The sequence below is a fragment of the Pantoea sp. S-LA4 genome (assembly GCF_054482835.1).
The window spans coordinates 2,361,675-2,374,806 of the sequence record NZ_JBTLRC010000002.1 but is presented as its reverse complement, the minus strand read 5'-3'; the positions used below and the strand labels follow the sequence as shown (position 1 = coordinate 2,374,806).

Below are 13,132 nucleotides of genomic sequence, written 5' to 3'. Positions count from 1 at the left end.
CAAAGCCGAAGGTACCGCGCAGCGGCGCGAGGACTGCCCGGCAGCAGCAGCGGTGCTCTGGCCCGCACTCCTGCACGCCTGCTCACAAAAAAAGCTGCCACGTCTGACCGTGACAGCCTTTGCACATTTAACCTTAACTGATCGGCATGACACTCAAAGGTGCCGTTTTTTTATTGCAGATCAAGGTTAACGGAACATCACTTCCGCCCAGCGGGCCAGTCCTGCGGTCACCGAGGCGAAATCATCGCCGCCGGCAATCGGGGTATCAGGCAGCGCCTGCTGCAGTGCTGCACGCAGCAGCGGCGAGCGCGCACTGCCGCCGGTCAGGTAAACCACATCTGGCTTGATCTGGCTGGTGGCTCGCGCCAGCTGAACCTGCTCAAGAATTTTCTCCAGCGGCTGATTAATGGCCTCCTGCAACAGGTTGACGCTGATATCCGCCTGCAGCGTCGCCGCGACAAAGTCGAGGGATGCCGCGTGCTGCGCGCTGTCCGACAGGGCGATTTTGCTCTCTTCAGCCGCCCGAACCAGTCGATAACTCAGTTTCTGCTGCCACACTTTCAGCAGGCGCGCCACCACGTCACTCTGCTCGGCGTCGCGCACCAGATCGCGCAGCAACTTACCGCAGGCGGCGCTGTAAAACTCGCTCTGCGCCGGAACATCGTTAATCGCCACCGCATTCCACCACGGCAGGGCGGGCAGGGCGATGCCTTTCTGTGTATTGCCGCCGAGGCCGAGCAGCGGCATCAGGGTTTTAAACGCCAGCATAATATCGAGATCGTTACCGCCAACGCGGCAACCGCTGTGGCCCAGCAGGCTTTCGCGGCGATCGGCTTTATCACGCCACTGCGGGCCCATCAGTAACATTGAACAGTCGGTGGTTCCGCCGCCGATATCGACCACCAGCACCCGGGTTTCCTGCTGCAGGGTGGCTTCAAAATCGAGACCGGCCGCTACCGGCTCAAACTGAAACTCCACGTCGCGGAAGCCGGCCCGCTGCGCGGCACGCAGTAAAATGCCCTGCGCCTGCTGGTTGGCCTCTTCACTGCCTAAGCCCTGGAAGTTAATCGGACGGCCAATCACCGCCTGATCGATCGGCTGATCGAGCTGGCTTTCGCCCTGCTGACGGATGTGCAGCATCATGGCGCAGACCAGATCTTCAAACAGGGCGATCTGCTGCGGCTTCAGGCCGCTGGCACCGAGAAAGGATTTAGGGGATTTTACGAACCAGACATCTTCCGGATCGACCATGTAGTGCTGCAGGGCGGTCAGGCCGAACTGCACGCTGTTGGGCAGCACGTCGATATCTTCTTCGCGGTTGAAACGCAGCGCGCGCTGCAGCAGGGCGGTGGTTTCACTGTCGGGCGTGGGCACCTGATGATGGCGATAGAGCCATTCGCTGACGGACTCACGGGTCGGCGCACAGATCATCGACGGCAGCAGGCGCTGGCCGTTTTCCAGCGTTAACAGACGCGGCGCGCCATTTTCACTGACGGCTATCGAACAGTTAGCCGTGCCGTAATCGAATCCTATGAACATTTTCGCCCCATGCCGGAAAAAAGGGGGCGACTTTAACGCAGCTTTAACAGGGTAGCAAGCGCTCAGCGGCGGATTTAACGGATGGCAAAAAAGCGCGCTTCAGCCAGTACGCTCAGCGGCTGACGTTCGGCCACCGCACTGCCCCAGACGCCGTCGACGTCCAGGCTGGCCAGCGCGGTCAGCACCGCCGGCACCGACACCGGACCGGCCAGCAGGGCGATATTGCGCTGCGATGCCTGACCCTGAATGATGGTCAGCAGCATCTCATCCATCAGATTATTGTGTACATTGGTCACCAGTTCCGGCGCCAGCACCAGACAATCGACCAGTTCATCGCTGAGCTGATTAAAGGCTTCAAGATTACGCCCGAACTGCTGTAATACGATGCGGCAGCCGCACTGACGCAGTTGCAGCAGGGCGCTGTGCAGCTGTTCGCCCTGACTTAACACGCTGGCGGTCTGGAAGGCGAAGCCACAGCGGCTGTCGGTCAGGCCCGCTGCGTCAAAGCGGCGACAAAGCTGCCGGACAAAATCCGCATCGCTGAGTGCCTGAGCATTCAGCGGCAGGATCACCGGGATGCCTTTTTCATTCAGCCCCTGCACGTCATGCTGGAAAAAAGCATTGAGAATTTTATTGTCCAGCTGCCGCCGCAGCGCCTCATCGGGCAGGTTATTGCGCAGCAGGGTTTCATCCACCAGCAGGCCATCGGGCGTCAACAGCTGTACGTCGAGAAGCCAGAGAAAGGCGGACTGTGGCGTTTTCGGCGGGGCAACCGCCCAGGCGGGCAGTTCAATCTGCAAGGAGTCGATCATCGCGGCATCCAGCCCCTGATGATTACCCGCCAGCGGCATCCGGTGCTGCTCATAGATCATGTAACGGCCACGCCCGCTGCGCTTGGCGTTATAACAGGCGATATCCGCCTGCGACAGCACATCACTGCTCTGGCAGTTGTCGGGCGAAATCTGGGTGACACCGGCGCTGGCGCCAACATGATAGAGCCGCCCCAGCCACTGAAAACGGTAATCGTTGACCGTGGCCACGATGCGCTGAATCACCTCGTGCGCCTGCTCAACCTGACAGTCAGGCATCAGCAAGGCAAACTCATCGCCACCCAGCCGCGCCAGGAAGTCACTGCTGCGCAGATGATGCTGCATCAGGTCTGACAGTTCGCGTAACAGCGCATCGCCCGCGGCGTGACCGGCGCTGTCGTTGACCGCTTTAAACTTATCAAGATCGATAAACACCAGCACGTGCTGATGCTGATGTTCCGCCGCATCGTACAGCAGACGTTTTAACTGGTGCTCAAAGCTGGCGCGGTTAGGCAAACCGGTCAGGGTGTCGTGCAATGCACTGTAGCTCAGCCGCTTCATCAGTTTGCGCGACTCGCTGACATCCTGAATCACCATTACCGCGCCCTGTTCCAGCCCGGCTTCTGAACGCAGCGGAGTGATGCTGTAATGAATGTCGATATGGCCGCCATCCGGGGTATGCAGCACCAGATCCTCGGCCAGATCGGGCGTAATCTTTTCGCGTGGCAACTGACACAGCAGCAGGTTTTCCACTTCCGGTCCGTTGCGGCCCTGAGTAATGTGCAGCAGTTCGCTGAGCGGTTTACCCGCCGCCTGTTCCTGCGTCCAGCCGCTCATCTTTTCCGCCACCGGATTCATAAAGGAGACCTGCATCGCCTGATTGGTGCTGATGACGGCCTCACCGATGGAGCCAAGCGTGATCGCCATGCGCTCTTTCTCCTGAAACAGCGCCTCGTTCAGATTGCGTAACGGAGTGATGTCCTGGCAAATACCGAGCATCCGCTCAATTCGTCCCTCTTTACTGAGGATGCGGTTAGCCTGAGTGCGTATCCAGCGCTGACCGTCAGCGTTAACCACGCGGTACTCCATATGGAAAGCGCTGCGCAGTTCGATCGCCTGCTGTACCGTCAGGGCGGCATGTTCCCGATCGCCGGGATGCAGCAGGTGCACCCACAAATCGTAACTGGGCGACTCATGAGACGCCAGGCCAAACAGCGCATACATCCGTTTGTCCCATAACATCTCGCCGGTCAGCAGGTTCCATTCCCACACGCCGATTCCGCCCGCCTCATTGGCCAGCGTGATCCGCTCCATCAGCCGCCGGTTAACCTGTTCACTCTGTTTCAGCTCGGAGATATCGATGATCTGGGCAATCAGGTAGAGCGGCACATTGTCAGTATCACGGACCAGCGACACCGTCAGCCGGGTCCAGACAATCTCACCATCTTTGCGGAAGTAACGTTTTTCCATCGTGTAGGTGTAGATCTCGCCGCTGAGCAGTTTACTCAGCTGCTGCAGATCGTTGCTGAGATCATCAGGATGGGTGATCTGCTGAAAGGTGAGTCGTCTCAGTTCCTCTTCCGGATAGCCCAGCGTCTGGCAGAGCGAATGGTTGACCTGCAGCCAGCTGCCTTGCGGCGACACCAGCGCCATGCCGATCGCCGAGTACTCCATTGCGTGACGAAAACGGGTTTCGCTCTCGCTGATGTGATTTTTCTCACGGCGAAACGCATCCATCACCAGCGACATGATATGGCTGGGGATCAGCACCAGCAGGAACGGCAGCCAGCTGGAGACCGGTCCCAGCGCACTGTTATTGTTCACCACGCTGACCAGGCTAAGCGCCAGCAGCATTGACATAAAACTGGCATTGATGAAGAACAGCACAAAAGCCTGCAGCTTAGGCAAGCGGACGGCGCACCAGAACAGGATCACCACAATAAAGGTGAAGGGCCACGGCAGAAAGCGCAGAGCCAGATAACTGGCAATCAGCGTGACCGCCAGCGTCAGGAAAAATTCGGTCAGGCGCTTATCGCCTATCTGGCTGCGGCGTAGCGGCCACGGCAGCAACAGCAACATCGGGCCCAGCACCAGCATCCCGATGATTTCGGAGATCACCCAGGTATAAAAGAAGGGGAACGAGGCGTGACCACTGACCTGCAGTACCCACAGCGCCATCAGCCCACCGAGCACCGGGGTTAACACGCCCACCGACAGCACCAGCCGCGCCCAGTCATGCAGCGAACTGAGCGGTGCGCGCCGATCGAGTAATGCCCGCAGCAGGATACCGCCGAGGCCCGCCTGCAACAGATTGAGCAGGGCGAATTTAATATTCGACAGCGCCGGTCCGATGATTAAAGCGTTGGCACAGGCAGTACCGATGACACAGGTGGTCAGATAGAGCGGAAGCTGACGCGACGGACAGCGGAAAACCACCACCGTCATCACGGCGGTTGGAAACCATAGCGGCGAAATTTTACCGCTGACGACGATCAGTTCGAGGCAGAATAGCGTCAGAAAAAACACCAGGCAGCCGAGCAGAAGTGCGGGCAAAGCGTGCTTTTGCGGTCGGTTGTGCAGGGTGGGGATCTCAATGGTCATGCAGACGTCCGGCAGGGCGCACGCATTCGCAACGGCGAAATATGCACCAGTCATTCTCTTTCAGCATGCTAGCACATTCAGCAAAGAAAAAAGGGGCGAAATCAAAGTTGCCCGTTATTCGACGAATTGACGGGCATAGAAAGTTAGCCTTTGATTACTGGCGGAAAAGATCGGCGCGGGTATAGGGCTTTTCCATGCCGGCCAGGCTGGCGGAGAAACGTTCGAGGAACTGCTGGGTTGTCGCGACCCGACCATGACCTAACAGCACAAATGGCACTAACAGTGCGGCACCCACCTGAGGCCAGCTGAACCCTTTGAGGGCGGTACGCCGCTGGGAAATCAGGAACGCCGTACTCAGGGTAAAGCCGAGCAGCAGGCCGGTCGCCACTTCACTTTTCGAGTGCGCATGGATCACCAGACGAGAGAAGCCCACCATCAGCGGGATCATATAGCCGACGCCAATGGCGAAGCCGCGCCATAAGGCGGACCAGCGGCCTGAAATCAGCCACAGCATCACCGGCCAGAGCGTCGCAGACATCGCGCTGTGACCGCTGAAGCCGGTAAAATTAAAGCGCGCACTGCCAATACCAAAGCCGAGAAACAGAATTTTTGACAGGCTCACCAGCAGTCCGGCCAGGCCAAAGGCGACAACCCAGTAGAGCACCGTACGGCGGTTATCGCTTTTCCACGGCAAAATCAGCGCAATAATTACCGCTGTTGGAATCAACAGCATGCTGTCGCCAAAATAGGTCAAGGTCTTCCAGAGCATACAACTCCTGATAGGATCGTTCGTTCGCGCCGGGCAGCCACGCGTTCAGCGCACCGCACCGGCGAATTTATCTGTATTACAGTCTGACCTTAGTTTATCGGTGAAATGAGTGGCGTCCAAAGGAGAAAGTCTGAAAAGTCACGGACGCCATTTCTCTGGCATCAAAACGCCGAAATCCCTATACTTAGCGCGAACACACCCTCTCCATTTCGGCCCGTCATCTGGATGCGTAATGCGTGACCAGTGGCAGGCTCCAGTTATCAGGTCTTAAAAAAGTATGACTGACAAGTCTCATCAGTGCGTGATTGTAGGCATTGCCGGCGCTTCCGCATCCGGTAAAAGTTTAATTGCCAGCACGCTCTATCGTGAAATCCGTGATCAGGTAGGTGACGAGCATATCGGGGTTATCCCGGAAGATGCTTATTACAAAGATCAAAGTCACCTCACCATGGAAGAGAGGGTTAAAACCAATTATGACCATCCGAGTGCGATGGATCATGATTTGCTGTTGCAGCATTTACAGGCGGTCAAAGCCGGCCAGGACATTGAGCTGCCGGTCTACAGTTATGTAGAGCACACCCGCACCGCAGAAACGCTGCACCTGAAGCCAAAAAAGGTGATTATCCTTGAAGGCATTCTGCTGCTGACCGACGCGCGCCTGCGCCAGGAACTGAATTTTTCGATTTTCGTCGATACGCCGCTCGATATCTGCCTGATGCGCCGCATGAAGCGTGACGTCAATGAGCGTGGCCGTTCGATGGACTCGGTGATGAGCCAGTATCAGAAAACGGTTCGCCCGATGTTCCTGCAGTTCATTGAGCCGTCAAAACAGTACGCCGATATCATTGTGCCGCGCGGCGGGAAAAACCGTATTGCCATCGATATCCTGAAAGCCAAAATTAATCAGTTCTTTGAATAATTCACATCTGTCCGGATAGGACGCGAACCGGCGGCACGCAGTCTGGCGCCTGTTCGCTACACTTACGTCATGGAGTTAGCGCAATGAGATTATGCGACCGCGATATTGAAGCCTGGCTGGATAATGGCAAGCTGGCCATTGAGCCGCGTCCGCCGGTTGAGCGGATTAATGGCGCCACGGTCGATGTGCGGCTGGGCAACCAGTTCCGCACCTTTAGCGGCCATACCGCAGCTTATATCGATCTGAGTGGACCGAAACATGAAGTCAGCGCGGCGCTGGATCGGGTGATGAGCGATGAAATCGTGCTGCCGGATGGTGAAGCCTTTTTCCTCCATCCCGGTGAACTGGCGCTGGCGGTGACGCTGGAGTCAGTGACGCTGCCGGACGATCTGGTCGGCTGGCTGGATGGCCGCTCCTCCCTGGCGCGACTCGGGCTGATGGTGCACGTAACGGCGCACCGCATCGATCCTGGCTGGCAGGGGCGCATCGTGCTGGAGTTCTATAACTCCGGTAAACTGCCGCTGGCTCTGCGTCCTGGCATGTTAATCGGCGCGCTGAGCTTCGAGCCGCTTTCCGGCCCGGCTGCCCGTCCTTATAATCGGCGTGAAGATGCAAAATATCGTGGTCAGCAGGGTGCTGACGCCAGCCGTATTGATAAAGACTGATTTACTGAGGATGTAATGAAGAGAGTGATAACCACGCTGGCCATCCTGTTAGTGGTGGTCGTAGCGGGAATGACCGCACTGGTGCTGCTGGTAAATCCCAACGACTTTCGTGCCTATATGGTGCAACAGGTTGAACAACGCAGTGGTTATCAGCTTCAGGTCAGCGGCGATCTGCGCTGGCACGTCTGGCCGCAGCTGAGCATTCTCGCGGGCCGCATGAGCCTGACCGCGCCCGGAGCCAGCCAGCCGATGGTGACGGCTGACAATATGCGGCTGGATGTCGATCTCTGGCCGTTGCTGTCGCATCAGCTTAGCGTCAGCCAGGTGATGCTGAAAAATGCTGTGGTGCGGGTCACGCCCGACAGCGCGGCGCAACCGGCAAAAAACGCCCCTCAGGGACCGCGTGATGCGGAGCCTTCTTCGCCTGCAACCGGCTGGTCATTTGATATCGGCCAGCTGCGGGTGGCCGACAGTCTGCTGATCTGGCAACAGCCGGGTGGCGACGAATATAACTTCCGCAACTTCAATCTTAATCTGGAGCAGGATGCGCGTAAGCAGGCGCAGCTGACGCTCAGCACCAGCCTGACGCGCAATCAGCGCACCGCCGTGGTCAGCCTCAATGCTCAGCTGGATGCCGCGCAATATCCGCATCGCCTCTCGGGCCAGATCGCGCAGCTCGATTACAACGTATCCGGCGCTGATCTGCCGGCGCAGGGAATAAAAGGCACGCTGAGCCTGCAGGCGGACTGGAACGCCGACAGCCAGCAGTTCGCCCTGAACCATCTGCAGTTAACCGCCAATGACAGCGCGATGACCGGTCAGGCCGAGGGCCGGCTGGCACTGCCGCAGCGGCTGGCGCTTACGCTCAATGCCAGCACCCTGAATCTGGATAATTTACTGGCCGACTCTCCGGTTGCGGCTGCGCCAGGCGCGCAGCGGGCAACGGTGGCTCGCTCGCCGGTGATTGCCCAGCCGCGTGAGAAAAGTAACGCCGATTCCCCGCTCAATACTCTTGATCTGGCATTAAAGGTGCAGGCTGAGAATGCGGTATGGCGCGGACTGCCGCTGACCGGCCTGACGATCGACGCCACTAACCAGCGCGGATTAATGACGATTAACACCCTGAAAGGCAATCTGGGTCAGGGGAGTTTTTCGATTCCGGGCAGCATCGATATCCGCCAGCCGCTGACCCACGTCAGCCTGCAACCTCAGCTCAATGCGATTGCTATTCAGCCATTGCTGAAAGCCTTTGAACTGCCGGAAAGTCTGCAGGGCGCGGTGAGTCTGAGCGGTAATCTGGCCGGTGACACGCTGAGCGTGGATGAGGCGAAGCGCAGCTGGCAGGGCAGGGCGGTAATCAGCGCCACGCAACTGCAGCTGGCGCAGATCAATCTGCAACAGATGGTGCGTCGGGCAGTGGCGCGGGTGAGCAATCGTGTCACCAGCGACGACCAGCCGGATCAGGGCATCGATCAGATCAGCGGTCAGGTGGCACTGAACCGCGGCGTGCTCAGCTTCAGCCAGCTCAGCGGTAACGGTCAGCAGCTGGCGCTGCAGGGTGACGGTAAAGTGAATATGGTCGAGCAGCAGCTCGACGTGACGCTGGGACTGAAAATCAGCGGCTGGCAAGGCGACGAGGAGCTGGTGGCGGCGCTTGCCGATCAGGCGATCCCGCTACGGATGTATGGCAGCTGGAACGATCTGCAATATTCATTACCGGTGGATGCGGTGTTGCGGGAACGGCTGCAGAATGAGGCGAAATCACGGTTAGATAAGTGGATCGATCGTCAGCAGGATAGCGACAATAAACAGAATATGCAGAAACTGCTGCGCCCGTAACGGGCGCAGCGGGTTACACCTCGTAATCGATCGCCGGTTGTTGCAGGATCTCAACTTTCTGCACCCGGTGATTTTCTACCTGCAACGTCCGCAACAGATAATCACCCATCTGCACCTCTTCACCCTCCTGCGGAATATGCTGCAACCGATCCATCAGTAATCCCGCCAGCGTATGATAATCACGCTGCTCTTCCAGCGGCAATTTCACATACAGCGCCAGGTCATCCAGCGGCATATGGCCGTTAGCGATCCAGTGCCGCTCGCCCTTGATCTGAATATCGTAACGGGCATCAATCTCGCCCGCTTCATTCGGCAGGTTACCGGCGATGGTTTCCATCACATCGCTGAGAGTCACTACGCCCTCAACCGACCCAAACTCATCGACTACAAAGGCAAAATGGGTATGGGCCTGGCGAAACTGTTCCAGCGCCTGCAACAGCGTTAAACGTTCAGGGAATACCAGCGGCTGGCGAATCAGCGCCCGCAAATCCAGCGAATGATGATGCAGCGACTGGTGCAGCAGGTCGATAACGTGCACCACGCCGAGCGGCTCGCTGGAATGCTCGGTAATCAGAATACGGGTATGCTGGTTGCGGTCGAGCCGCGCCATGATCTCCGCCGGGTCCTCACTGAGATCGATATGCTCGACGTCATGCCGCGAGGTCATAATGCTGTTAACGTGGCGCTGGCCCAGTCCCAGCACGCGGGCAATCATCACCCGTTCCTGGCGGTTAAACAGCATATTGGCGTTACTGTCGGCAATCAGCGAGGAGGTTTTCGCATCCAGTTCTGCCGGTTCCGCTTCTCCGCGCAGCAGGCGCAGCACCGCCTCGGCGGTACGCTGACGTAACGGCCGGCCAGCCGACAACACCCGCCGGCGATTATACTGCGCCAGCTGGTTCAGCGCCTCAATCAGCACCGAGAAGCCGATCGCCGCATAGAGGTAGCCTTTAGGAATCGCGAAGCCAAAGCCTTCCGCCACCAGGCTGAAGCCAATCATCAATAAAAAACTCAGGCAGAGGATCACGATGGTCGGATGGCTGTTCACAAAGCGGGTCAGGGGCTTGCTGGCCAGCAGCATCAGCAGAATGGCAATGGTGACTGCAATCATCATTACCGGCAGATCATTGACCATTCCGACCGCAGTAATCACCGCATCCAGCGAGAAAATCGCGTCCAGCACCACGATTTGTGCGACCACTGGCCAGAATTTAGCGCCGCCTTTTTGTTGACCGGCCTCATCATCGTGCCCTTCAAGGCGGCTATTCAGCTCGGTTGTGGCCTTAAAAAGCAGGAAAATCCCGCCTGACAGCAGCAACAGATCGCGCGCACTAAAGGCGTGACCCGCCAGTGTGACCCACGGTTGGGTCAGGGTAACCAGCCAGGAAAGCGAGGCCAGCAGTAATAAGCGGCACAGCAACGCCAGCAGCAGGCCAATCACCCTGGCCCGGTCGCGCAGTGCCGCAGGCAGCTTCTCAACCAGAATGGCGATGAACACCAGATTATCGATACCCAGCACCAGTTCCAGAACGATTAGCGTCACTAATCCTGCCCAAAGCGACGGGTCTGCAATTACCTCCAGCATGAGGGGTTCACCTGAATGTCCTTAATTGAGTTTTGTCTGATGATAGTGGAGTGTCTCGCTGGCTACAAATGCCGGTGCAGGTGGAAAATCGTCTTACCAGAGAAATTAACAGTAATTAATCTCTCTCTACATTCATGACCATTTGATTAAATCGGCAGAGAGTTTTGCATAAGAAGTGGCACAGAAGCATTGCTGAATGCGCGATATCTTGCTGCGCTGCTTATGCGATTTATCCTAATGGTGACATGGCATTAATCTGAATTATGAAAAAAGGATTGCACTTCGATTGCATGACGAGGAGGGCGCCATTACTAATGGCTGGTAGTCTTTTTCCTAAAATAGTACAGGGATGGCGGGGCCTACTTGTAAACAAGCCAGTAATAACTAGTATAGCAACGAGTTTGCAAAAGTCTGCGCCAAAGTCGTAATTCGCGTGACCAATCGACGTCAAATGTTATGAATTGTGATCTCGTCCGATAACTGCTGCATTAAGCGTCAATACGACGCCCCGTGCAGAGCAATATGAATGATGACAGCGGTATTGGCAGCGACAGCCAAGGGCGGTAGCGTGCCTGAATCGCGTTTATCGTTTATTAAATGACCGCTGTTACGGTCGATTAAAGTCAGAGTAATCTGTTGGAATTAATCACAATAATGCTGGATTTATGGTTAAGATCGTTGGCGTAAAGGCCGCAGGAGCTCCCCTCATAAACGGCTCAGTCCTGAGAATTTATACCGCTCAATAAATATACAGGCGAGAGACGTGGCGGGTTTAAGGAAATAAAATAAAGAGTTAAATATGCGCGATACTGAATTTACGTTTAAAAGTCTTATCACCAAATTAATGCTGGCTTGCTCAGACTTAATTTGTTTCAACGCAGCGTTTTTTGTGGCGATGATGCTAATTAATATGCAGTCAGAATCGCCGCTGGCAGATATTTCTGAAAAAGAAATGAATTTAAAAATTGCCACTCACATTTGCCTGTCGGTAATTTGTATTGGCTGGTTCTGGGTAAGGCTGCGTCACTATACCTACCGCAAACCTTTCTGGTTCGAATTAAAAGAAATTTTTCGTACCATTCTTATTTTCTCAGTGATTGATCTGTCGATTACCGCATTGTCACAATGGCAGATGTCGCGGTTCGTCTGGTTGCTGACCTGGGTGCTGGCGCTTATTTTCATTCCGACCTGTCGCGCGCTCTCTAAACGTGTGCTGAACCATTACGGTTTGTGGAAAAAGCAGACCATCATTATCGGCAGCAGCAAAAATGCCCACGAAGCCTGGCAGGCACTGCAGAGCGAAGAGGTGATGGGTTTTGACGTGATCGCCTTCTACGACGTCGATGGCACCTGTCCGCAGAGCATCCTCGATGGCGTGCCGGTACTGCGCGATGAGCAGGAGCTGTGGAGCCTGACCAGCAGCGAAACGCAGTTTATCGTGGCGGTGGAGTTCGAACAGAGTCAGTACCGTGATAAGTGGCTGAAATCACTGGCGATGCATAATTGCCGCTCCGTTTCAGTGATTCCTACATTGCGTGGCGTGCCGCTTTATGGCACTGATATGGCCTATATCTTCAGCCATGAAGTGATGATCCTGCGGGTACAGAACAATCTGGCAAAACGCACTTCGCGTTTCCTGAAGCGGGCATTTGATATCGTCGGTGCGCTGTCGATTATCCTGATGCTGATGCCGGCGCTGCTGGTGCTGGGCTTCCTGGTTGGCCGTGATGGCGGACCACCGATTTATGGCCATGAGCGTGTCGGCATGAATGGCCGTAAGTTCAAATGCCTCAAGTTCCGCTCAATGGTGATCAATTCCAAAGAGGTGCTGGAAGAAGTGCTGCGCACTGACCCGATTGCACGCGCCGAGTGGGATAAAGATTTCAAACTGAAAAATGATCCGCGTATCACCAAAGTGGGCCATTTTATCCGTAAAACCAGCCTTGATGAGCTGCCGCAACTGTGGAACGTGGTGCGCGGCGACATGAGCCTGGTCGGTCCCCGTCCCGTAATTGAAGATGAACTCTGTCGTTATGCTGGTGATGTTGATTATTACCTGATGGCAAAGCCAGGCATGACGGGATTGTGGCAGGTCAGCGGTCGTAATGATGTTGACTACGAAACCCGCGTCTATTTCGACTCGTGGTACGTGAAAAACTGGTCACTGTGGAATGACATCGCCATCCTGTTTAAGACAGTGGGTGTGGTGTTGAAGCGAGACGGTGCGTATTGATTGTGAGGCGATAAGAGCGTGTTAAACGCATGCTCTCGTGGTTCGGTGCCGTTGTCAGGCGTGTCGTTGTTAGCGGCCATCGTCAGGGAGAACGCAGATTGTCATTACCGAAGCGTAATGCTCTGCTACTGTTATTCCGCCCTGATAGATGGTTACTACTTATAACAATTGGA

General features: G+C 56.1%; 8 protein-coding genes. 4 read left to right on the top strand and 4 right to left on the bottom strand.

Going from position 1 to position 13,132, the window contains the following annotated elements:
- Positions 1-186: 186 nt before the first annotated feature.
- The 3 genes from yegD to ACX3P5_RS11980 form a co-directional block, all read right to left on the bottom strand.
- A complete protein-coding gene (gene yegD, locus ACX3P5_RS11990; RefSeq protein WP_233987624.1) occupies positions 187-1,539 on the bottom strand; it encodes a molecular chaperone in 1,353 nt (450 codons plus the stop codon).
- A gap of 74 nt (positions 1,540-1,613) precedes the next feature.
- Positions 1,614-4,949, bottom strand: a complete 3,336-nt coding sequence (locus ACX3P5_RS11985) for a diguanylate cyclase (protein ID WP_458969182.1) — start codon at positions 4,947-4,949, stop codon at positions 1,614-1,616.
- Positions 4,950-5,103: 154 nt separating this feature from the next.
- Complete coding sequence (locus ACX3P5_RS11980) at positions 5,104-5,718, bottom strand: phosphatase PAP2 family protein (RefSeq protein ID WP_233987625.1); 615 nt, start codon at positions 5,716-5,718, stop codon at positions 5,104-5,106.
- A gap of 277 nt (positions 5,719-5,995) precedes the next feature.
- Between ACX3P5_RS11980 and udk the strand changes: the two genes are divergently transcribed.
- The 3 genes from udk to asmA all read left to right on the top strand — a co-directional run bounded on the left by udk (position 5,996) and on the right by asmA (position 9,141).
- Complete coding sequence (gene udk / locus ACX3P5_RS11975; RefSeq protein WP_031375322.1) at positions 5,996-6,637, top strand: uridine kinase; 642 nt, start codon at positions 5,996-5,998, stop codon at positions 6,635-6,637.
- Positions 6,638-6,720: 83 nt separating this feature from the next.
- A complete protein-coding gene (gene dcd, locus ACX3P5_RS11970) occupies positions 6,721-7,302 on the top strand; it encodes a dCTP deaminase (RefSeq protein WP_031375323.1) in 582 nt (193 codons plus the stop codon).
- 15 nt (positions 7,303-7,317) lie between these two features.
- The gene (gene asmA, locus ACX3P5_RS11965; RefSeq protein WP_458968764.1) at positions 7,318-9,141 is read left to right on the top strand and encodes an outer membrane assembly protein AsmA; all 1,824 of its coding nucleotides are present in this window, start codon (positions 7,318-7,320) and stop codon (positions 9,139-9,141) included.
- 13 nt (positions 9,142-9,154) lie between these two features.
- Here asmA and ACX3P5_RS11960 read toward each other — a convergent pair whose 3' ends face one another.
- A complete protein-coding gene (locus ACX3P5_RS11960; RefSeq protein WP_458968763.1) occupies positions 9,155-10,726 on the bottom strand; it encodes a TerC family protein in 1,572 nt (523 codons plus the stop codon).
- Between the two features lie 799 nt (positions 10,727-11,525).
- Between ACX3P5_RS11960 and wbaP the strand changes: the two genes are divergently transcribed.
- Entirely contained in the window at positions 11,526-12,959 is a 1,434-nt protein-coding gene (gene wbaP / locus ACX3P5_RS11955) for an undecaprenyl-phosphate galactose phosphotransferase WbaP (RefSeq protein ID WP_233987628.1), read from the top strand.
- The last annotated feature ends 173 nt before the right edge of the window (positions 12,960-13,132 follow it).